Here is a 23,615-nt window from a genome sequence, read left to right as displayed (position 1 = left end):
GGCCGGTTGCAGTAGGCTGCTTCGATGAATTGCGGTTGACAAAGGGGAACCCCATGCTCAAAGCCTTCGCAGATGCGTTGCAAAGCGGCGCGATTCGCGTCATCGATCTGAGCCAGACGCTGCACGCGCGCACGCCGATCATTCCGCTGCCGCCTCAATACGGTCAGACAGCGCCGTTTCGACTCGAAGAGATCTCGAACTTCGACGAACGCGGCCCGGCCTGGTACTGGAACAACATCTCGTGCGGCGAGCACACGGGCACGCACTTCGACGCGCCGATTCACTGGATCACCGGGCGCGACTATCCGAACAACGCGACCGACACGATCGACGTCCAGAAGCTGATCGCGCCGGCTTGCGTGATCGACGTGTCGGCTGAGGTGCGTGAAAGCGCCGACTATTTGCTGACCATCGAGCGTGTCGAGCAGTGGGAGGCCGAGCACGGACGCATTCCGGCGGGAAGCTGGGTGCTGATGCGCACGGACTGGTCGCAGCGGACCGATCCGGACGCCTTTCTCAACGTGAAAGAAGACGGCGCACATACGCCGGGCGGGCACCCCGACCTGCCGAACTTCCTCGCGCGGGAACGCGAGGTGATCGGCTGGGGCACGGAGGGCGTCGGTACCGATGCGGGGCAGGCGTATGCGTTCGCGCAGCCGTTCCCGTGCCATTCCAACATGCACGGCAACAACAAGTTCGGCTTGGCGAGCCTCGTCAACCTCGACAAGCTGCCGGCGACGGGGGCGCTGCTGATTACGCCGCCGTTGAAGATTCGCCGGGGATCCGGCAGCCCGTGCCGCGTGCTGGCGCTGGTCGAGGCCGCGATCGGCCACGTGTGAATGCGCATGCCGCACGCGGGCGCCGGCGCGAACCTCGCGGCTTGCGCCGGGCCGGTACGTGACCGTAGGCGTGACGCCTGCCTCAGCACTTGGCGGGCGTTGCGCTCTCGTGTCCGTGCAGCTTGGGCGGCGCGGCGGTTCCGCCGTGCTGCTCGAGATACCGGCACGCACTGATGACGTCGTGCCCGAGCTGTTGGGCCACGTTCTGATTGATGTGCGGACGCACGACGACCCGCAGGCTTTTCACTTCCTCGGCGTTCGGCGGCATCGAGTACGCTGAAAGCACCCAGCCCTTTTCCCGCACCTTGTTCGAAACGTCGAATTCGTTGAACTTGGTGACTTTCTTGTCCAGCGTAACGGCGACAACCGGTATCCGCTGCATCTCGTTCATGATCGTGAAATAGCCGCTGTCGACGAGCGTCTTGCGCAGCGCGATCGCGTTCTCCAGCGTGTGCTGCATGATCCGCCGGTAGCCTTCGAATCCCAGTCTGAGGAACATGTAGTACTGCACGGCGATCTGGAAGCCGTTGCGGCTGAAGTTCAGCGTCGCGGTCGGCATCTCGCCGCCGAGGTAGTTCACGTAGAAAACGAGATCCTCGTTGAATACCTTGCGCTCACGGAAGACGACCCACCCCAGTCCCGGCGGAACGAGGCCGTACTTGTGCCCGGACGCGTTGATCGACTGCACGCGCGGCAGCCGGAAGTCCCATTGGTAGTCGGGGTAGAGGAACGGATTGACGAAGCCGCCCGACGCGCCGTCGATATGCATCGGGATCGAGATGCCGGTCTTCTTCTCGTAGTCGTCGAGCCAGTCGTGGATGCCCTGGATGTCGTCGTCCTCGCCCGTGAACGTCTGACCCGCGATCGCGACCACCGCGATCGTGTTTTCGTCGACGTACTGGTCGAGCGCTTCCGCTGTGAGCCGGTAGTTGCCGGGCTTCAACGGCACGATGCGCGGCTCGACGTCGAAATAGCGCAGAAACTTCTTCCAGACGATCTGCACGTTGCCGCCCGTCACCATGTTGGGCCGGCTTGCGTCCTTGCCTGCCTTCTCGCGCTTCTGCCGCCAGTTCCACTTGTGCGCGAGGCCTGCCAGCATGCAGGCTTCCGACGAGCCCACGGTGGCGGTGCCGTACGGCTCCACGCCGGCCGGACCGTTCCAGAGATGGTGCAGCCACTTGACCATCCGCGTCTCCATCGCGAACAGCTGTGGGTACATGTCGTGGTCGATGTAGTTCTTGAACATGTTCCGTCTCGCCGTGTCCACGGCTTCCGGCTCTGCCCATGTCGTCACGAACGACGACATGTTCAGCATCGGGTTCGCATCCGTCCACTCCGAACTGATGACGATGGCCTCCGCCGCGCGAGCCGCCATCCCGTCTCTCGGAAACTCGTTCTCCGGAGTCGGGAAGTTAAACTGGTCGTAGGCAGTGATCTTTTCCACGGATGGGTTCATCTGACACTCCTCAACGTCCAAACACGTTTGATGAATGGAAGCCGCAGACTGCGCAAGTCGCAATTCACGGCGGGGTTCTATAAGACTTTGTTCTTGTCGAGTTGCTTGCCCGTTGCCGCGTTGTAACGCTCCACGTATTCCGCGAGCAGCTTGCGGATCGCCTGTCCGATCTTCCGGTAATCGGACTCGTTGAGGTTCGCCAGCGACACCCGCCCGGACGGATGCGGCGTGCCGAAGCCGCGCCCGGGCAGCAGCACGACGCGCGCTTCGCGCGCGAGCCGGAAGAGCATCTCGGACGGCTGTGTGTTCTTGGTCACCCAGTCGACGAAGTCGCGGCCGTACGCGCGCTCGCCGAGAAACTCCATGTCGAGGAGCGTGTAGTAGTCGACCTGGTTCGGGTCGTCCTCCTCGAACGTGATGCCGATCTCCTCGAACAGCGCCCGCTTGCGATGACGGATCAGGCGCTTCAGCGCGTTCTTGTAGGCGTCGGGCGTATCCATCAGCGAGAACAGCGAGAACAACACCATCTGCACCTGCTGGGGTGTCGACAGGCCGGCCGTATGATTCAGCGCGACCGTGCGGCTGTCCGCAACGAGGCGATCGATGAACTTGAGCTTGTCAGGCTCGGTCGTGATCGACTCGTAGCGCTTGTGCAGATTCTTCTTCACGTCCTTCGGCAACTCGGCGATCAGCCTGTCGAGAACGTTGTCGCGATGCGTCGCGATCGTCCCGAGCCGCCAGCCGGTCGCCCCGAAGTACTTCGAGTACGAATAGACGAGAATCGTGTTGTGCGGCGCGAGCGCGAACAGCGACACGAAGTCGTCGGCGAACGTGCCGTACACGTCGTCGGTGAGCAGGATGAGATCCGGCCGCTCCTTGACGATGTCCGCGATGGTTTCGAGGCTTTCGTCGCTGATCTTCACCGACGGCGGATTGCTCGGGTTCACGAGGAAGAACGCCTTGACCTTCGGGTCGCGCAGCTTGTCGAGCTCCTCTTTCGAGTACTGCCAGCCGTTCGCCACGTCGGCGTCGAGATTGACGACGTTCAGGTCATAGTCGTTCAGCCGGGGAATCTCGATGTAGGGCGTGAAGATCGGGCGTCCGAGCGCGATGGTGTCGCCGGCCTTGACCAGGTGGTTCTCGCGCATCGTGTTGAAGATGTACGTCATCGCCGCCGTGCCGCCCTCCACGGCGAAGAGGTCGAATTCGCCGATGAACGGGTAGCGCCCGATCATTTCGCGCCGCAGATATTGTCCGACGATGATCTCGGACAGCTTCAGCATCCGGTCCGGTACCGGATAGTTCGACGCGAGGATGCCTTCGCACATCTCGTACAGGAATTCGCCGGCGGAAAGACCCAGCTGGTCGCGCACGTACGACACCGCGCCCGCAAGGAATGCGATGCCGGGCACGCCCTTGTTCTCGCGCAGGAACAGCTCGAAGCGCTCGGTGAGACCTTCGCGCTTCGGAAAACCGCCCACGCCCTCGGGCAAGTACGCAAACGACCGCTCCGCTTCGCGCATCGCGAAGAGACCCAGCTGCCAGAATCCATGCCGCGGAATCGTCGCCAGGAAATTCGGGTTGCCGCGCCCGGCGTTGAGCATCGCGACGTTCGCCGCGCGCTCCACGGCGCCGCCGCCGGCCGCCTTGATCAGTTCGTCTTTCAGTTCGAACGGGCTGAGTGCGGCCAGCTTTGCCGCTTCTCCCGTCTCCTTCTTTTCGGACTTCGCCATCTGGCACCTCCTGAAGAAGTTTCTCGGCCGAGCCAACATAAGGAAGAACGAATCCTTGGCGCCTGTTCAGGCTGGCTAGCTCAGGATCATCACGACGACCATGCCCCAGATCGTCAGCAGCGTGTTGCCCACCGCGTAAGTCACCGTGTATCCGAGACCGGGGATCTGGCTCTTCGCGGCATCGCAAACCATCCCCAGCGCGGCCGTCGTCGTTCTCGCACCGGCGCAGGCGCCGAGCACGATCGCGGGATGAAAGCGGAACACGTACTTGGCGATGTACATCCCGAGAATCAGCGGCACTGTGGTCGCGACGATGCCCCATAGGAAAAGGCTCACGCCCAGTTGCTGCAGGCCCGCCACGAAGCCAGGACCCGCGGTGATGCCGACGACAGCGATGAAAACGTTCAACCCGACCGAGTTCATGAACCAGACCGTGGGCTCGGGAATCCGGCCGAACGTCGGGTGTATCGCCCGCAGCCAGCCGAACACGATGCCCGCGATCAATGCGCCGCCGGCGGTCGAGAGCGTGATCGGAACGCTGCCGGCCTTGAAGACGACCGCCCCCACCAGCGCCCCGATCGTGATCGCGAGGCACGTAAACGCGACATCCGTCACGTTGGTGGGCCGGTCCAGCACGCCGAGCGCCTTTGCGGCGGCCGTCGTGTCCTGCGTGCGGCCGACGATCGTCACCGTGTCGCCGCGCATGAGCTTGGTGCTCGGCAGGACCGGGATCTGAGTTTCGGTCGGACCGCGCTTGATCTTTCTCAGAAACACGCCGCGCGCCGCCGGCAGGGTCGCGAGTTCCTGCAGCGTCTTGCCGTCTACCGCCTTGCTGGTCACGAAGACGTCGACGCCCTCGGCTGGAACGGCCAGGAGCTCGGGGTCGTCGACTTCGTGCGCGTGCTCGCGCTCGCCGAGCAGCGACACGAGCTGGTCGCGAGGGCCGGCTACCGCCACCACGTCGTCGGCCTGGAGCACGAAGTCGAGCGTCGCGTCCTGAACGCCGCCTGCGCGCCGGATCCGCTCGATAAAGAGCCGCATGCCTTTGGGCTCGAGCGCTTCCAGCTGGCTGACGGTCTTGCCGACCGCAGGGCCGTCTTTCTGAATCCGGTACGCGCGCAGTTCGTACCGGTGCCACGCCTGTCCCGCGCCGCCGAGCTCTTTGGCACCGCCCAGCGTGGCTTCGTATTCCTTGCAGGCGGCCACGAGATCGATGCGCAGGAGCGTCGGGCCGAGCATCGCGAGGATCACCGCGGAGCCTACCGTGCCGAAGATGTAGGTGACCGCATAGGCGGTCGGCATTGCGTCGAGGAGCGTTTTGGTCTGGTCCGGCGGCAGGCCGAGCCGGTTGATCGCATCCGTGGCGAGGCCCATCGAGGCTGAGATCGTCTGCGAGCCAGCGAGGAGCCCGGCGGCGGAGCCGACGCTGTAGCCCGCCAGCTTCGCGGCGACGACCGGGGCGGCGAGGCACAGCGCGCATTGCACGACGGAGAAAATGGCCTGAGGGATGCCGTCCTTCGCGATGCCGCGGACGAATTGCGGGCCGACGCCGTAGCCGACCGCGAAGAGGAACAACAGGAAAAACACAGACTTGACGTTGGGCGAAATCGTGATGTGCAGCTGCCCGAGAGCGATTGCCACCAGCAAGGTTGCCGTGACGGCTCCCAGACTGAAGCCCTTATAGCTCTTGCCGCCCACCCAGTAGCCGATGCCGAGCGCGAGGAAGACTGCGATTTCGGGGTAGTGCCGTAGTGTGGCCGCTAGCCATGACATGGTAGATCCCTCTTGGGTTGCTTCGGAAAACTGAAGAAGTTTCAGTGCAGCACGAGGTTTCTGAGACGCGGACGAAGGGCCTTGATCTCGTCATGGACTAGTCCATCCGGGATCTTCCACTGCGGCAATGACTGCCGCGACGCAGAGCATGCCTGCGGCCACCCGCTCCGTCCGGGCGAAAGCAGGGACGATCCGATCCCTTTGCGCGTTGCGCGTGCCTGCTCGCGCCGGTTCGCACAGATTGCCCGCCTAGTGCAGAACGAATTTGATGTAGATCAATTTATTTGCCGTTGGCCATGGCCGCCCTCGTTAGGTGAGGTAGGCACTGCCTGTCCGCCGTAATTCGGCAGGGTCATCGTTAGCCGGGCGACAAAAAGCAGAGGGAAATATTGACCTGCGAATGCAAAGACGTGCTTATTTAAGGCATCTTCGATTCGTTTGACTTATTCGCGGGTGAATGGCCGCTGGACTTTGCGGGTTCAACCGGTCGCGGCGACCCGGATGACGGCGACGTGTCGCATGCTGTCTTCCCAAAGTTCAGAGCGGCCATTCGCCGACTGCAACGGCGAACGGCCCCTACCGACTTTGACGAATGCGTACTTTCGACCGACCGTTCAAGCATCCGCCTCGCGAGTCGCGCATGCGGCGTAACGCATGGCTCAGGCTACGAGCGATTGGCCTTGGTCAATCAGGCGTCGGAGCTGCAGCTCGTCGGAGGTCAAGGTCATGGATCTTATCGCGCCAAATGCCGCTGCCGCAGCTTGTGTTCGTACGGGCGCATCGTCGAGACAATCGGTGCCTTGCAACCGGAATGAAACGGGCGAAAGCGGGCCGAATAGCAGCGCACGCTCCAGGTCAGGCCAGCGCTCCAGGTCGGGCTCCACCCCCGCGTGGCGCGCAAGGCAGACCGCGGTTTGATGCAGCACCGGCTCCTGGTCGCGTTCCCGCATCGCTCGGCACGCTTCGAGCCCCCGCTCCATCTCAGTCCGTGTCGGCATACTCACGCGGCCAGCCAGTACGTAGGCAATCCAGCGTGCCTGCAGCTCCAACACCGGAAGATACGGGCCGATCAGGTTGAAGAGACCAACAAACGCCAGTCCCTCGAGGTCTGGATGGAACGTATGATCGTAAAGATCGATCCGCTTCCCGTCGAAGCCCAGCGTCCTCGCAATGTCGTCAGCCAGCCAAGGCAAAGACAGGCCATAACCTGTCCCGAACAGAATGGCGTCGGGCGTCGCATGACTACCGTCGGCAAAAAACACGGTGTCTTTGTCGATGCGCTCGATCCACGGACGAACGGTGATTCGGCCCTCGGCTACTGCCGGCAGAAAACTCTGTGACTGCGAGATGCCAGCCGCGAAGATGTTCGCGTGGGGCTCGGGTGCGCCGAATTGGGCGGGATTGCCACCCGCCCTCAATACGGTCGCCTTAAGCCCTTCAGCAAGCGCTTCGACTGGAAGCACTTCGCCTGCAAGGGCGGCAGCGCGATTGAACAGCACATGCTCGGTTGGCACACCCGCTATCAGCTTGGGCAAAATAAATCGCTGTCGCCGGTACGCGGACGTGACCTGCGAGCCGCCAAATGCGAGGTCAGAAGCGATTTCCAGTGCGCTGATCGAACACCCCCCAATGACAACCGAACGCCCCCGGTAACGGTCGGCCCCTTCGTATTGCGCGGTATGTGCAATGCCGAGCGCGCCTGTGAAGCCTTCGATGCCCGGAATATCCGGCACCAGGGGACGGGCCTGGGCACCCGTGGCCACAATGACACGGCTGAAAGTTTCTTCGACCACCTCATCCTGCGTCCGCAAGCGCAACAGCCAGCGGCCATCCGGCGCGGCCTCGAGCCGTTCGACGCGCGTTCCAAACCGGATGCGCCGCACCAGATCGAATTTGGCGGCGTAGCGCTCCAGATAGGCCAGCATCTGATCCTGTCGAGGATAGATGGCCACGTCCGCGGCGTGGTCAAGATCGGAGAACGCCGACATCACGCGGCTGGTGTTGGTGCGCATCCCCGCCCAGGTCTTGCTCGCTGCGCCCGCCAGGTTCCATTGGCCGCCGAGTCGATCGCCGGCCTCGAACAAAACGGGCTCGATTCCATGTTGCGCGAACCAGCGAGCCGAAACCAAACCTCCCGGCCCGGCGCCAATGATCGCGACAGTGTCCTTCTCTCCATGCTTCATGTACGGCTCTCCTTCGTGGTGGGCCCCACGTTATAATTCGTAGCTGCAAAACGCGTTGCTAAATAATGCCTAAGCAAATGGTGCGGCTTCCTAAAGGGCAGAGAAACAGGAGGGCATATGCGACTCTCGGAGGAGATCAAGCGCTTTGTCGTGGGCCCCGTGATGATCATTGTCGGAACGCGAGATGAAGCGAACCGCCCGTCGATAGGTCGGGCCGTCGGCGCTCGAATCGTGGACGACGAGAATATCGAACTGTTCATTTCCGCGTGGCAATGGCCGGAAACGACTTCCAACCTGGCTGCCAACGGACAGGCCGCGATCACGTTTTCGCGCCCTTCCGACTATGTTTCGTATCAATTGAAAGGCACTGCCTGTCTCCGTGCCGCGGAGCAACGAGACCTGGAGCAGTCCCGCCATTACCAGACCAAGCTTTATGCGCACTTCAGCGGCCTTGGCCACCCCGCCAAACTGGTATCGCCGTTCATCACGGAACGGGAACTGACGGTTGCGCGTCTTCTGGTGAAGGAGGCTTATGTGCAGACGCCTGGCCCCAAAGCTGGCACCGCTGCGGGAACGGGCGTCGCATCATGATACGGCTTCGAGATCTCGACGATTGCTTCGAAGGGGTCATTCCTTCGATCATTGCGACTGCCGCAGCCGACGGCACGCCCAATATCTCGTACCTGTCGCATGTCGTGCTCGTAGACGACGCACATGTTGCGATATCCAACCAGTTCTTCGCCAAGACGGCTGCGAATGTTCGCGCAAATCCACAGGCGTCGCTGCTGCTGGTCAGTGCTCGTCACGGTGGACAGTACAAGCTTGATATCACCTGGGTCACGTCGCGCGATGAGGGTCTGCTCTTTGACCGTGTGTCGGACCAATTGCGGGCTAGCAGCGCGCAGGTAGGATTGGCCGGAATCATGCGCCTGAAAGCGATCGATATTTTTCGGGTCAACGCTATCGTTGGCGTTGCGTCTCCCGTTGAGACCGCCGACACATTAGACCTGTCGTCGACGCTTGACCTCGCTGTCCTCCGTCGGGCGATGAACGCGATCAGCGCGCAAAACGATACAGAGCACGTTCTCGGCGCGGTACTCGACGGATGCGACGACGTGGGCTTCAGCCAGGCCATCGTACTGCTTGGCGACAATGCGCGCCGGCTGCTCACCACCGTCGCCAGCCGAGGTTACGATCGCTCCGGCATCGGTTCGGAAATTGCTTTTGACGACGGTCTTATCGGCATCGCTGCTGGAAGCAAGCGCCCGGTGAAGATCAACGATATGAGCCGGGTGCTCAGGATGGGGGCCGCGATTGAAGCAACGAGCGACTCCGATGAGAACCGTACCCGAACGATCGTGCTGCCGAGCATGCCCGATGCCATGAGTCAGATCGCAATACCGCTTCTCGCGCAGGGGACGATACGCGGGGTACTCTTCGTCGAGAGCCGGGATCGGCTTGCCTTCACCACGACGCACGAAACGGCACTGGAAATGATCGCGAACCAGTGTGCACTCGCACTTGCGCTTTGCGAAGCGCTCGCGCCCGAAGCCGGGCCGGAGGCAGCATGTGCCGCGCACGAGCAGCATGGCGATCGTGCCATCCATGTCATTCACCATCAGTATGACGACAGCGTCTTCATTGACAACGCCTACGTGATCAAAGGTGTCGCCGGACGCCTTCTGGCCTACATGCTCGATGCCTATATCAACGAAGGCAGGAGCGATTTCACGAACCGGGAGATCCGCCTGGCGGAAACGCTCAGGCTGCCCGATATCAAAGACAATCTTGAAACGCGTCTTCTATTGCTGCGTCGTCGACTGGACGAAAAAAATCTTCCAGTGCGGCTGATCCATACTGGGCGGGGCCAGGTCAGATTGGCCATCGATGGAATACCGGCATTCTCACACACTGGATAGGCGGCAAAGAGACCGTGCAAATCTCAATCCGAGCGACAAGGCGTTAGGCCGATTTAGAACGGGGAGGTGCATTGCGAAATCCGCCATCCGCCCCTCTAGGACTAACATTCTCGAATCGATTGTTAACGATCTAGATCCGCATCCGCTCGAGAACTTCAAGCAAGAGCAACATGGCAATGAGGAGGCCAATCCATCTTACCGTCAGTCTCAGGTTAAGGAGCCTCGGTCCCAGTGAGTTCACGGCTTCCGCGACGAGGTTCGCCGCTACCGTCTGGTCGCCGCTCGCCGCGGAGCCACGCAATGAAGCCGTCGCAAAGTCGATCCGAAGGTGGGTGACATAGCCAGTTGCGATATTCGGCCATTCGATCGTGTCGTCGCTTTCGTTGGGCCGGAGAAAGAGCCGAGGCTGGCGTGCAGGGTCAGCCGCCGGACTTTCGCTCGTGTAGAGGTGCCGCATTGCCAGCCCTAACTCTACCGCGCCAAGCTGGCCATCCGAGATTGCCTTCGCAAGCACCTGTAGGCAGGCGGTGGGAATGTGGCAGGCGAGCCACCACTGTTCGGGTTCCTTGGTCTCGCCATCGGCAGGATTGAAGCCCAGTCGGGCAGTGCCGAGCGCCACATCGGACAACGAGTTACCCAGTTCGTCTTCCAATGCGCGCAAACCAAGCCGGTCCGCCGTGCTGACGTCGCGGGCCTCAAAGGACACCTGAAGCGTGCGCGTCGCTTGCTGAGAGGCGCCGATGATCGAGAGGTCCTGGCCGTCAAGATGTGCCACTCCGTGTAGCGAAGTGGACAGCATCGGCTGCCGGTCTCCACCCAGAGGCTCGACGAGCTGTTGCACCACCTGAAGCTTCTCCAGCTTCAACCACATTGACATGGCGGGGTAATACGTTCGCTTCTCGTTATCGACCCCGACAAGTTCAAGGGTGTGATCCTTCCGCTCAACGAAATTCAGTACAGCCCTTTTTTCCAGATAAACCATGACGCGTCCCCCGCTACTGATTACGTCAAGTCCTTCGCCGGTTAACAACCAGGATATGAGTGCCGCCCGTCTGACCGCTTGATCGAGAAGTCCGCGGTTTTCGCTCTTGCGCGCAAGACGTGATTACGGGGGATTGTACCCATGCGAAAGTGCGCCTCTATAGGACGTAGGACACATAAGAAGGACATTGCAGTCCTCCGTTTTTTCGACGAGCACGGTCGGGCGCCTCACGCCTCGCCGGAGATCGAGCCCGAGTGCGAGAACGATTGTGACGAATCCGTGATAGCCCTCACGCTCGCTGAAGCGCACCGAAGCAATGGCCTTCTGTGAAAAGCAAATGAAAGGAATCGCGCTGTGTCCGCGTTCCACTCCCATACCGGAGTGGCTGCGTGACTGGTCGCTTGTGTTGGCCAGGACACGCTCCATCGTCCGTCCAGGACACGACCGCACAACGCACTGGGTTTGCCCTACCGCAAGTGTAGGGAGGTGACCCATCGCGGGCTCCGTCGTCCAAATCCAGAATCCAGATACGGGCCACTGTGACGATGTCACCAGCCCGGGTTTGGAGTAGTGCGTGACGTTTAGCGCGTACCGCGCTGGTTGACCCGAAGGACGGAGGTCATATGTTCAGCATCCGCAGGTGTCGCAATAGTGTGGCCGCACTGTTGTTCATGCTGTTCGCGATTCCCTCATTCTCCCAGTCGTTCATGGTGCAATGCCCGAGCACCACGCCGGCGCACCCGACGGCGCTGCCGCCCGGCGCCGGGGAACCCGCGTACACGGGACCATCCTTCACAGGACAGAACTCCACCTCGACCGGCGTCGTCAACGGTGCGATCAAGTGTCAGCAGATCTCGGGCGGCGACGGTTACGCGACGATGGCCAACGGGGTTCAGACTTACCTGTTCGCTTTCGGGCCGCTGTCCGGTCTCGCCGACATCAAGGCAGGGCTGCCCGGCACGCAGTTCGCCTCGGTGTTCAACACCGTAGGCGATCCCAGAACGGATCCGACTTACAACGGCGCGGTCGGTCTCACGCCCGATCCGGAATCCGTTCCGCCTGGCCAGCTCACCGGCCATGTCGACCCGCGGCCGATCATGGACGTCGGCGTGATGAACGGCAACCAGCCCGCGCCGATGATGGCGATCGACGAGGACGACGAGTTCTTCCTCACGCTGACCAACGTCGGCATGATCATGCGTCCCGACCTGTTCGAGAAGCATACGGTGCACTTCCACGGCTATCCGAACGCCTCGTCGTTCTATGACGGCGTGCCGGACGCGTCGGTCGCGATCAACATCGGCGCGAGCTTCACGTACTACTACCTCGCACCGGATGCCGGCACCTACTTCTGGCACTGCCACATCACGCCGCCGGAGCACCTGCAGATGGGCATGGTCGGACAGATCTTCGTGCGGCCGCGCCAGAACCGCGTCCCTGCCGGCCAGTCGCTTTACAACGGGCTGCAGGCGCAGCAGCAGGATCTGCGCACACGGTGCGGCAACGACATTCTGTGCTCGACACCGGTGCCGCCGCAGAACAACGTCCTGCACGTGAACAACATGAGCGGCACGCCAACGCTTTACGCGTACAACGACGGCGACGGCTCGACCGCTTACGACGTCGAGTATCCGGTGCAGATCCACGGCTTCGATCCGAACTTCCACTTCGTCGGCATGACGTTCAATCCGGAACCGTTCACCGACATGAAAGACAAGTTCTTCCTGCTGAACGGCCGCAGCTATCCGGACACGGTGAATCCGAATCCGCTTTCGACGCCGGCGTCGGACGGCGTGCCGCGATTCTCGCAACCGCTGCCGTCGCTGATCAATATTCCGGTCGGGGGCAAGGTGCTGCTGCGGATTTCCGATCTCGACGTCACCGAATACCAGACGCTCGCCTCGCTCGGCATTCCGATGCACGTCGTAGGCGTCAATGCCCGGCTGCTGCGCGACATGGCCGGCAATGACATGACCTACTACACGAACTCGATCACGCTCGGCGGCGGGGAATCGCTCGATCTGATCCTCGACGCCACCGATACGACGAAGTATCAGTCAGGGCAGGTCTTCTACCTGTACACGCCGAATCTGGATCATCTGGCGAACGACCAGGAGAATTTCGGCGGCCTGATGACCGAGGTGCACATCTGCAAGTCGGTGGACCCCAAGACGAAGGTCTGCACGCTATGAGACGCCTCTTGCCCTTGAGAAACGCGGTCCACGGCTGCTCAGCCAGGGACCCGGCCAGGAGTCCTGCATTTAGGAGAAGAGCCGTGGGACACAACACTCACCAAACATGGATCGCGACGCTCGCGCGCCTCGGGCGGCTTGCGAGGTTCGGCATGGCGGCGCTCGCGGCGCTCTTCTGCATGCAAGTGCATGCGGCCGCGCCGGGCATCACGGGCACGCATTTCGATCTGCGGGCCGAGGCGAGCCGCATCAGCCAGCCGGACGGCAATAGCGTCTATTCGTGGGGCTACGGCTGCAATACCGCGCCGGCCGGATTTTCGCCGCCCACCATTGCCGGTGCGAACTGTCCGACCATGCAGATTCCTGGCCCGACGCTGATCGTCAACCAGGGCGACATCATCACGGTGACCCTCACCGACGGTCTGCCGGCGGCAGCGGGCAACACGTCGATTCTCTTTCCCGGGTTCGACGTCTGCACGGGCACCATCGATCCGACGACGAAGCTCTGCTCCGGCACGCCAACCGGCGTGCAGGGGCTGCTCACGCGCGAGGCGTCCCACACCGTCACGGTCACCTACAGCTTCGTCGCCGCCACACCCGGCACGCACGCCTACTACAGCGGCACGCAGGGCGATCTGCAGATCGAGATGGGGCTCTTCGGCGCGATCATCGTGTTGCCGACCTCGGCGCCCGGCACGCTCGCCGTGCCGACCGGCTGCAACCCGATCCAGGGAACGCGCAAGCTGCTGGACGGCCAGCCCGACTTCCGCAACGCCGCTGCGGCCTACAACCACAGCGCAGCGTGCTACGACCGCGAGTATTTGTTCCAGTTCTCAGAAATGGATCCGCGCATTCATGCACAGGCGGAGCAGCAGGCCGGCAACGCGTGCACCCAGCCGACCGGCTGCATGACCGTCGAGACGGAGCCCTATCATCCGGCGTACTTCATGGTGAACGGCCGCTCGATGCCGGACGACATGGACCCGAACTACGCGGCGCAGTATCCGAACCAGCCGTACAACGGCAACCCGCACATGCACCCCGGCGAGCTGGTCCTGCTGAGGATCATCGGCACGGGCCGCTGGCAGCATCCGTTCCATGAGCACGGCAATCACGTACGCGTGCTCGCGCGCGACGGCAACATGCTGCTCGCGAAAACGGACGCAACCAAGGTCGCCGGCCCGCTGCTGTTCACGACCACCACGACGCCGGGCCTTGCGATGGACGGCATCTTCTACTGGACAGGCAAGGGCCTGAACTGGGACGTGTACGCGCATTACCCCGGCGACGGCAGCGTCTGCATCCCGGATGCAAACGGCTACTACACGGCCGATCCGACCGCGCCGAACTACTACGAGTGGTGCGCGGATCACAACAAGGCGCTCGAGACGCATCCGTTCGGCAAGGTCGCCAGCGGCGGCCCGGTCACGCTGCCAGACTCGCACGTGCTGACCAACGGCTTCTGGTACGGCGGCAGCCCTTATCTCGGACCGGATGCGACCATGCGCGCAACCTCGCCCACGGGCACGACGCCGCCAAGCGGCACGAGCGTGAATCCGCCGCAAACGGAGGCAGGCTTCGCATTCATGTGGCACTCGCACAACGAGCGCGAGATCACCACGAACAACATCTTCCCTGGCGGAATGATGATGATGATGCTCGTTGATCCGCAAGTGTTCCTGATCGACGAATCGAACTAGAGGCGGGGAGAAACGCAATGAGATCCACCACACTCAATGCAAACCTGTTAGGGATGCTTAAGGCCGGGATTGCGGTTTCCGTTTTGCTGACTGCGAGCGGGACGGCATTCGCCCAGGCTGCCGTCAGTCTGACGGCGAAGGCCAGCACTGCCGTGCTGCCGGACGGGCAGTCCGTGCCGATGTGGGGCTACACCTGCTCCGCGGCGGCAGCCGCGCCCGCCGCGTGCGCGGCCGCGAACCCCGGGGCTGGAGCGAACTGGTCGCCCGTGGTGATCACGGTGCCGCCAGGGCCGCTCACGATCAATCTCACCAACAGCTTGCCGGGCTCCGTGCCGACCTCGCTCGTCGTCGTCGGTCAGCTGGGCGGCGGCCTGGGCACGACGGCGACGAGCATGCCGAGCCCGACACACCCGACGCAGACCGCGACCACGTGGCCGATCGCCGGCGCCGCGCCTGGCGGCGCGACCTTCACGCCGCCGGCGCAAGCGCCCCGCGTGCAGTCGTTCGCCACCGAAGTGGCGCATGGGAGCACCACCGCGCTTACGTGGAACAACCTGAACCCTGGCACCTATCTGATCGAGTCGGGCACGCATCCGTCGATCCAGGGGCCGATGGGCCTTTATGGCGTACTGGTGGTAAGAACGCCGGCCAACGGCACGACGCCCGCGCAAGCCTATCCGAACATCAGCTATGACACCGACGTGCCGCTCGTGCTGAGCGAAATCGATCCGGCGCAGAACACTGCGGTCGCCGCCGCGGTCGCGACCCCGGGCTTTAGCGAAACCCTAGCCTGGTCCGGGCAGCCGGGCGGCTGCGGCGATTCGAAGTCGACCTCGTTCGGCACCTGCTATCCGCCCACGGTGAACTACGATCCGCGTTACTACCTGATCAACGGCGTCTCGTTCGACCGGACCCAACCGGGCGCTTCGACGTTCGCCGCCACGAGCACCGCGACCACCGGGCCGGTCATGCTGCGCTTTGTCAACGCGGGTCTGCGCATGCACGTGCCGGCGGTGATCGGCGCGCAAACGGGCACCTCGCCGGTGTCCGGCTTCGCGTTGATCGCCGAGGACGGCAACGTGCTGCCCGGCAATCCGCGCATTCAGTCGGAAGTGTTCATGGCGGCCGGCAAGACGTACGACGCGCTGGTCAACCTGCCGCCGGCAAGCGCTTCCGCGCTGCCGGTGTTCGATCGCCAGCTGAGCCTGTCGACGAACAACGCGCGCGACGGCGGCATGCAGGGCTACATCAGCGTCAACAACGCCACTGCGGCGGCCGCCGCCGCCGTGGCGAACGCGTCAGCCACCGGTTCCACGTATTACTTCGTTCCCGGCAAGACGCTGACCGTGTCCGACCCGGCGAGAGGCGTGATGGCGAAGGACGTCAACGTATACGGCGTGCAACTGAAGACAGCGCCGACGGGCGGCGCGCTCACGCTGAACCCGGACGGCACGTTCGTCTACACACCCAATGCCGGCACGACAGCCGACAGCTTCCAGTACCAGGCGAACGGCAATACGAACGTCTTCGCGACGGTGATGCTCGCCGCGTGCACGTCGGGCAACGGGTGTCTGTCCGGACCGCCCACGGCCGGCAACGCCGCCTATACGAGCAACATCGCATCGCGTCTGCAGATCAGCGAGCCCGGCGTGCTCGCGTACGCCAGCGATCCAGGTGGACTGCAGCTGAGCGCGACTCTGGTCGGCACCCCGACGGGCGGCTCCGTTACGCTGAATCCGGACGGCTCGTTCACGGCGACGCCGACGACGGCGCCGGTCGGCAGTAGTGCGAACGCCAACGTGACATTCCAGTACCAGGCGGTGAATGCGCAGAACACGGCGAGCAAGGCGGCGACTGTGACGGTGACCTTCAAGGGCGGCAGCGGACTCGTCGTCAACGTGCTGGATGCGCCTAGCGCGCAACCGGGCAACACGCCGGTGAAGATCAGCGACTACCGCTGGATCATCGAGGAAGACCGTACGTTCCAGATCGATCCCGCCTGCCAGGTGAACTCGACCACGCGTCCGAAGACGTGTCCGCCCTTGCCGGTGCCGAGTCTCGGCGCGAACTTCCACACGAGCTACATGCCGGTGGTGGCGGCGGGCTGTGTCGGCGTCGCCGCATGCGAATCGGGCCAGACGGTCTACGATCCGGTCAGCCAGACCCACAAGCCGGCGGTGTGCGATGTCGGCAACGGCGTATGCCGGACAACCGCGGCGCAACAGGTGCCGGTGGATCCGTCGCAGGTGGCGCTCGATCCGACCAAGCACTATTACATCTCGATCTTGCCGGGCAACGCCTACAACTCGTTCACGAACGGCGGCGGCAATCCGCAGCCGGTCGATCCGAGCAACCCCACAGGTCCGCAGCGGCAGTTCTCCATCGCCCAAGACTGTCCGACCGTCGCGAACTTCGCGCCGGGCACGGGCAAGTGCGGCAACGGCATGGGAGGCGCGCCGATCGCGCCCGGACAGAACTCGGTCAACGTGCTGCTGGAAGAGTCGCCGTTCCCGACTGCGAAGGTTTCGGTGTTCGTGTTCGAGGACGATGCGCCGCTCAACGGCGAAGTGGACGTGAGCGGCGGCACCGATACCTTCGGCTCGGCCCGCGAGCCGGGTCTCGGCGGCTTCGAGATCAAGCTGTGGGACGACGCCGGCGGCAGCGGCCAGCCGACCGGGCAGATGACCTACGACATGTTCAACATGCCATTGTCCAATTCGCTGCAAGGCACGATCGATCCGGTCACGAATCTCAACGCGTGCCCGATTTCGACATCCACCGACGGCCTCGTCGGCATGATCCCGACCTGCCCGAAATACGAGTCGGACGGCAAGACGCTGTCGCCGCTCGTCGGCCAGGCGGTGATCGCCAACCTGATGCCTGGCCGATACGGCATTATCGCGACGCCGGCGGCCGACCGGATCGCACGAGGCGAGGAATGGCTGCAGACGAACACGCTGGACGGAGAGAAGGCTCACGACTCGTTCATCAAGATCGGCGGCCCGGCCTACTTCCAGGAGTTCGGACCGGCGGGCTTCCACGTGTCGATCGGCTTCGCCAACCCGAAGATCATCAACGCGCGGCTGCCTTTGCTGTGCGCCACCCAGACCTGCAACAACGGGCTCAAGGGCCGGGTGACGAACCTGCACTACAGCCGTCCGCCCAACGAGAACCTGTACGGCAGCCAGTCGCGCAAGCCGTTGAGCTTCACGCAGTGCTACGTGAGCGTGGGCGATCCGGACGGCGAAGACTACGCGTTCACCAAGTGCAACGCGGACGGCACGTTCAGCTTCACGGGCCTGCCTCCCGGCATTACCCGCGTCACGGTGTTCGACCAGTGGAACGACCAGATCGTCGACGGGCTCGCATCGGCCCAGACGCTCGGGGGCGGCCAGATAACGGACGCCGGAGATATTGCGGTGCTTCAGTGGCAGACGAATCTCTATACGCGGACATTCCTCGACACGAACGGCAACGGCGTGGGCGATCCGAGCAAGCCCGGTCTCGCGTTGCTGCCGACCAACATTCGTTTCCGCGACGGCAGCTATTCGGATTTCAACGTCACGGACGCGAACGGCTATGCGTCGTTCAACGAGGAGTTCCCGTTGTTCAACTGGTACGTCGTCGATACCGACCTGACCCGCTTCAAGCAGACGGGCGTGCACGTCGTCTACGACTCGGGCGGTCCGCCCGACGGCACGCCGGGCGGCGGCACGTCGACCATTGCCGCGAACTTCGCGAACACGCTGGAATCGGTCCATCTGCCCACGAACCTGCGGGTGCCGGGCGCGGTGTACTGCAACGACGCGGACTGCAACGACCGCTCGGGCTCGAATCCTTCGACCGGCCGGGTCGATCCGCCGTGGGTGACCACAATGGGCTGGCAGGGCTTCTCGGGCCAGAGCTCGTTCATCGAGTTCGGCAAGACGCCCTATGCGGCGAATGAGAACGGCGGCATCAGGGGCGAAGTCGTCTATGCCTCGACGCGCCCGTTCGACGATCCCATGTTGCTGGTTCACACGAAGTGGACCCCAGACGTGCCGGGCGTCACGGTCAACCTGTACCAGGAAGGCATTGCTGCGGACGGTTCCACGAGCCTGAAGCTCGTCGACACGACGAAGACCGCGAGCTGGGACGACTGGGCCCAGGGCTTCCGTTCGGACAACATCCCGAACATGAACTGTCCCGGCCAGAGCACCAGCGATCCGTACTTCTTCACGCTGCAGAACACCAAGATGTGGCTCGATCCGCAGCAGCGTGCGCTGCCTAACAATTCGCAGTTCAAGTGCTATGACGGGATGCACGTGTTCAACCAGGTGCAGCCGGCGCCGTTCGACGGCATGTACCAGTTCCCGAGCGTGACGAGTCGCGACCCGCATACCGGCCTGCCGGCCGGCACGAACTGCACGATCTGCCAGGCGAATCCCACGAAGGACGGTACGCAGATGCTGCCGCCCGGCAAGTACGTGGTCGAGATCATCGTGCCGCCTGGCTACGAACTGGTGAAGGAGGAGGACAAGAACATCCTGATCGGCGACAACTACATTGCGCCAGTCACGCAACAGTTCGCCGGGATTGGCGACGTCTACATCCTGCCCGACCAGGCGGCGATGAACGCCACTTACAACCGCAACAACGCGCAGAACATGACTTCGAATCTCGGCTCCGGCCCGCACGCCGAAGGCGACACCGGCGACATCGAACGCTTCTGGCCGTGTGTTGGCGATCTGCGGATCGTGCCGGACTACATCAGCCTGTTCCCGGGCTCGCAGGAAGTCTCGCCGTTCGCGGGGGCATCGCGGCATCTGTGCGACCGCAAGGAGGTGGAGCTCACCGACCAGAGCGCGGTGCAGGCGAAGTTCTGGATCTTCAGCTCGACGCACGTTGCCGCGCACTACACCGGCTTCATGCTGGACGACTTCTCGTCGGAGTTCGACCCGTATTCGCCGCAGTTCGGCGAGAAGTTCGCGGTGCCGAACGTGCCGGTGTCGTTCAAGGACTTCGCGGGCAACGAAATCTCGCGCACCTATTCGGACCAGTGGGGCATCTTCAACGGGCTGACCTACTCGACCTGGCAAGTCAATCCGCCGAACCCGACGGGCTACGCGCCGACGATGATGGTCGCTTGCATGAACGACCCGTACATGCCCGACCCGAAGCATCCGGGCCAGACCATCCAGGACCCGCTCTACAACACGGCATACAGCCAGTTCTGCTACGAGATTCCGTTCATGCCCGGACAGACGCAGTACATGGATACGCCGGTGGTGCCCGTCTCGGCCTTCGCGGAAGGGTATAACCAGGTCGACTGCGCCTACCCGGACGGCACACCGGCAATCTCGACCGTGACCGGCGACAACATCCCCGGCACCAACGCCGGCGAGGGCCCGTGGGTCAGCGCGGCCGGGAAGACGCTGACGATCACGTCGCTCGGCACGCAGCAAGTGCCGAACAACGCGTACACAGGTCCGAGTGCCACCGCGGCGCCGTTCAACCAGAAGTTCATCACGCGCAACTACGGCTTCGGCCAGCAAACGGGTACCGTGACGATCGCGGGCATCCCGGCGGTGGTGAAAAACTGGAACGACAACAAGATCATGGTGACCGTACCGGTTTTGCCGGCCTGCAAGATCCAGCAGCGCGGCGTGACGACGCCTGCCCAATGCGGCGAGCTCGTCATCACGGCGGCCAACGGCAAGCGCTCGATCGATGCGGTCACCGTCACGGTCGGCGGCAAGACGCCCACCTACGTGAGCGGCGAGAACAGCACGGGCAACGCGATCCAGACCGCGATCGACAAGGCGACGCCGGGCGACATGATCATCGTCGGTCCTGGTGTCTACAAGGAGATGCTGGTCATGTGGAAGCCGCTGCGGCTCCAAGGGGTGGGTGCGACGGCCGTGACGATCGACGCGAACCCGCATCCGTCGGGCAAGCTCGACCCGTGGCGCAGGCAGATAGGGTGCCTGTTCGGCGATGCGCTGAACGGCGGGCTGATCTCGGCGAGCAATCCGTACGATCCGACCGGCACGTACAGTTGCTCGGCCTCGATGCAGCGCAAGATCGACGGGGTTCCGTTCGAGCCGACCTCCGGCTGGGATTTCAACCTCAACGGCAACCTGGCGGAGACGCTGATCGAGCCGACGCTGATGGGCGCGTACGAAGGCGCGGCGATTACCGTGCTCGGCAAGGGCGTGAAGGACGTACTGGTGGGCGGTGTGCTGACACAGGACCAGAACTGCGTCGCGAATGGCATCTGCACGCCGCTTGCGGGCCCGACCCTGACCCAGCCGAATCCGCCGGATTGCACCAACTATCCGAGCAACTTCCTGTGCAACCCGTCGCGCATCGACGGCATGACCTTCACGAACAGCTCGCAAGGCGGCGGCGGGATCTACCTGCATGGCTGGAACCACTACACGGAGGTGTCGAACAACCGTGTCTTCGCCAACGCGGGAACGCTCTCGGGCGGCATCATCGTGGGCCAGGTCGAAGTGCCCGACGGCACCATCGCGTCGGATGGCGTGACCCAGATGCCGTTCCTGTACAACACGTACGTGAACGTGCATAACAACGCGGTCACGTCGAACGCTGCGTATGGCGACGAGATCAATTCGACCACGCCGTCGTCGGCCGGAGGGGTGACGTTCTGCTCGGGCGCGGACTACTACAAATTCAACTACAACTGGGTATGCGGCAACATCAGCAGCGGTGACGGCGGCGGTGTCGCGCACTTCGGCTTCAGCTACAACGGCGACCTGTCGCACAACTGGATCCTGTTCAATCAGAGCAACAACCCGACGCTGCCGACGTACGGCGGTGGGCTGATTGTTCAGGGCGTGCCGCCTGACGGCACCTTCTGCGAGAACGCGACCACGGACGTCGACTGCGCGCCGCAGCTTTCGGACGGCGTGGGCCCAGGCATCACGATCGACGGCAACCTGATCGTCGGCAATACGGCGGAAAGCGGCAAGGGCGGCGGCCTGCGTCTGCAGAACGTCAACGGCACCGACGTGCAACGCAGTCCGAACAACAGCGCAACGTGGTATGTGGTGAACGTGACCAATAACATCATCGCGAACAACGTGGCGGGCTGGGCTGGCGGTGGCGTGTCGCTGCAGGATGCGGTGGCCGTGAACTTCATCAACAACACGGTCGTCTCGAACGACTCGACGGCTTCCGCCGGCGTGCTGTTCAACACCTCCGCCGCGAGCCAGGCCAACGTCGGGCCGCCGAACTGCACGACGTCAGGTTCGGAAACGACGTGCCAGCCGACCACGACGTCGACGTACGAGCCGGCCGGACTCGAGGCCGCGCGTCATACGCAGAACCTGGTGGCGGCATTTACCAACCCGAACGTGACGTGTCCAACGGGTAACCCGGGTTGCACGACGTTCTCGAACCCGGTGCTGACGAATGACCTGTTCTGGCAGAACCGCACGTTCTACATCACAGTGGGAGGACTGGACCCGGGCATCGCGGGGCTGCAGAACGTGGTCACGCTGAATCCGGCGCTGAATCAGGCTGGCCAAACCACGGGCTATTGCGATCCGAAGGCGGTCTACTGGGACATCGGTGCGTTCGGCGATACCGGGCCAAGCAACCATGGGTCCGGGCTGACGATGAGCCCGCAGTACTCGATCCTGACCGACGCCGGCGACTATCCGAACGCGAGCAACAGCGGCTCGAATCCGGGTGTCGTGCATCAGTACTGCAACGGTGCGCGCGTGCCGCCGGAGGCGGGTGGCATCGGCATCACGGTGCCGCCGGGCATTGCCGACACGGTGCTGCCGAATCCGTTGTTCAGCCTGCTGCCGTCGGCGACGCCGGACGAAGGCAACAACTGGATCAACATGTCGTATGGTCCGCTGTCGCTGTTCAACGAGGCGAGCACGGGCACGCAACTGAACGTGCTGCTGGGCAACTACACGATCCAGGCGACCTCGCCGGCAATCGGCAAGGCCACCCCGGCGGGCTCGCCGAAGCACGACATCTTCGGCACCGCAAGGCCGCAGTTGGGTGGCTTCGACATCGGCGCGGTGGAGTTCGTGAGGCCAGGCGTGCTCGCAGGGCTGCTCCCAGGACAGCCCGCAGGACAGCCGTACCCGCTTGCACTGGGAGGAGGCAATTCGGCGACGCTGTTCGGATTGCTGCAGGCGCTGACGCCGGCCGCCCTGCCTGTGACGCCTGTGCTGCCGGTGCTGCCTGTGCTGCCTGTGCTGCCGGTGGGCACGCCGTTGGCTCCCGCACAGACAACAGTGCCGGGTGCCAATACGCTGGGAGCATTGCCATGAGCAAGCGTTGCCGCTTGACGCCGCTGGCAGCGGTGATTGCCGGCAGTGTCTGCCTCGCCGCGGCCGTGCTTCAGCCGGCCGCGGGCGAGGAAAGTGCGAACGCGGCGCACAAGGCGGCGGGGGCGGCGGTGAAGCAGTCGCCGTACTCGCCGGTGAACCTGCCGCCGCGCGCGAAGGGCTACTACGAGCTGGCGCAGGGCATCGACCACCTGAGCGCGCGCCGCACGGCGTCGGGCAACCTGATCCGCTTCAGCTATCGCGTGACGGATCCGGTGGCGGCGCGGCCGCTCGGCGAAAAGACCGCGACGGCCTTGATGTTCGGGCGGACGAGCCATGCGTTACTCGAGATCCCGGTGATGGACAAGGTCGGCGCGCTGCGCCAGAGCGGTCCGCTGGAGACCGGTCAGGAGTACTGGATGGTGTTTTCGAACAAAGGTGGACTGATCAAGACCGGGGAGCGCGTGGACGTATTCGTGGGGTCGTTCCATGTCGACGGGCTGATAGTCGAATGATCGCGCAACAGCGATCGTGCGCAGATAAAGGG

General features: G+C 63.4%; 12 protein-coding genes. 7 read left to right on the top strand and 5 right to left on the bottom strand.

The window, feature by feature from the left end; all coding sequences use genetic code 11:
- Positions 1 to 53: 53 nt before the first annotated feature.
- Positions 54 to 839 carry a cyclase family protein gene (locus FAZ95_RS22695; protein ID WP_137334785.1) on the top strand — a complete coding sequence of 262 codons (786 nt, stop codon included), beginning with the start codon at positions 54 to 56 and terminating at the stop codon, positions 837 to 839.
- Between the two features lie 82 nt (positions 840 to 921).
- Here the strand turns inward: FAZ95_RS22695 and gad are convergent, their stop codons facing one another.
- The 4 genes from gad to FAZ95_RS22675 form a co-directional block, all read right to left on the bottom strand.
- On the bottom strand, positions 922 to 2,295 hold the full coding sequence (gad, locus tag FAZ95_RS22690; protein ID WP_137334784.1) for a glutamate decarboxylase: 1,374 nt from the start codon (positions 2,293 to 2,295) through the stop codon (positions 922 to 924).
- A gap of 77 nt (positions 2,296 to 2,372) precedes the next feature.
- Positions 2,373 to 4,028, bottom strand: a complete 1,656-nt coding sequence (locus FAZ95_RS22685; RefSeq protein WP_137334783.1) for a bifunctional aspartate transaminase/aspartate 4-decarboxylase — start codon at positions 4,026 to 4,028, stop codon at positions 2,373 to 2,375.
- A 75-nt stretch (positions 4,029 to 4,103) separates the two neighbouring features.
- Positions 4,104 to 5,801: an aspartate-alanine antiporter gene (aspT, locus tag FAZ95_RS22680; protein ID WP_137334782.1), complete on the bottom strand. Its 1,698-nt coding sequence runs from the start codon at positions 5,799 to 5,801 to the stop codon at positions 4,104 to 4,106.
- A gap of 659 nt (positions 5,802 to 6,460) precedes the next feature.
- Positions 6,461 to 7,984, bottom strand: a complete 1,524-nt coding sequence (locus FAZ95_RS22675) for a flavin-containing monooxygenase (RefSeq protein ID WP_137334781.1) — start codon at positions 7,982 to 7,984, stop codon at positions 6,461 to 6,463.
- Positions 7,985 to 8,101: 117 nt separating this feature from the next.
- Between FAZ95_RS22675 and FAZ95_RS22670 the strand changes: the two genes are divergently transcribed.
- On the top strand, positions 8,102 to 8,575 hold the full coding sequence (locus FAZ95_RS22670) for a pyridoxamine 5'-phosphate oxidase family protein (protein WP_137334780.1): 474 nt from the start codon (positions 8,102 to 8,104) through the stop codon (positions 8,573 to 8,575).
- Positions 8,572 to 9,903 carry a GAF domain-containing protein gene (locus FAZ95_RS22665; RefSeq protein ID WP_217497465.1) on the top strand — a complete coding sequence of 444 codons (1,332 nt, stop codon included), beginning with the start codon at positions 8,572 to 8,574 and terminating at the stop codon, positions 9,901 to 9,903. The genes FAZ95_RS22670 and FAZ95_RS22665 overlap by 4 nt, the downstream gene beginning before the upstream one ends.
- 130 nt (positions 9,904 to 10,033) lie before the next feature.
- On the opposite strand, the gene FAZ95_RS22660 is transcribed toward FAZ95_RS22665, so the two are convergent.
- Positions 10,034 to 10,885: a hypothetical protein gene (locus FAZ95_RS22660; RefSeq protein ID WP_137334779.1), complete on the bottom strand. Its 852-nt coding sequence runs from the start codon at positions 10,883 to 10,885 to the stop codon at positions 10,034 to 10,036.
- A gap of 623 nt (positions 10,886 to 11,508) precedes the next feature.
- Here FAZ95_RS22660 and FAZ95_RS22655 point away from each other — a divergent pair.
- The 4 genes from FAZ95_RS22655 to FAZ95_RS22640 all read left to right on the top strand — a co-directional run bounded on the left by FAZ95_RS22655 (position 11,509) and on the right by FAZ95_RS22640 (position 23,583).
- Entirely contained in the window at positions 11,509 to 13,077 is a 1,569-nt protein-coding gene (locus tag FAZ95_RS22655) for a multicopper oxidase domain-containing protein (protein WP_137334778.1), read from the top strand.
- Positions 13,078 to 13,229: 152 nt separating this feature from the next.
- Positions 13,230 to 14,777, top strand: coding sequence for a multicopper oxidase domain-containing protein (locus tag FAZ95_RS22650; RefSeq protein ID WP_254700407.1), 1,548 nt, complete (start codon positions 13,230 to 13,232; stop codon positions 14,775 to 14,777).
- Between the two features lie 17 nt (positions 14,778 to 14,794).
- Complete coding sequence (locus FAZ95_RS22645; protein ID WP_175425725.1) at positions 14,795 to 23,071, top strand: Ig-like domain-containing protein; 8,277 nt, start codon at positions 14,795 to 14,797, stop codon at positions 23,069 to 23,071.
- On the top strand, positions 23,068 to 23,583 hold the full coding sequence (locus tag FAZ95_RS22640; RefSeq protein WP_137334776.1) for a hypothetical protein: 516 nt from the start codon (positions 23,068 to 23,070) through the stop codon (positions 23,581 to 23,583). Before FAZ95_RS22645 ends, FAZ95_RS22640 begins: the two co-directional genes overlap by 4 nt.
- Positions 23,584 to 23,615: the final 32 nt, after the last annotated feature.

The organism is Trinickia violacea, from assembly GCF_005280735.1.
Lineage (GTDB): Bacteria > Pseudomonadota > Gammaproteobacteria > Burkholderiales > Burkholderiaceae > Trinickia_A > Trinickia_A violacea.
This window is presented reverse-complemented; position numbering and strand designations above follow the sequence as displayed.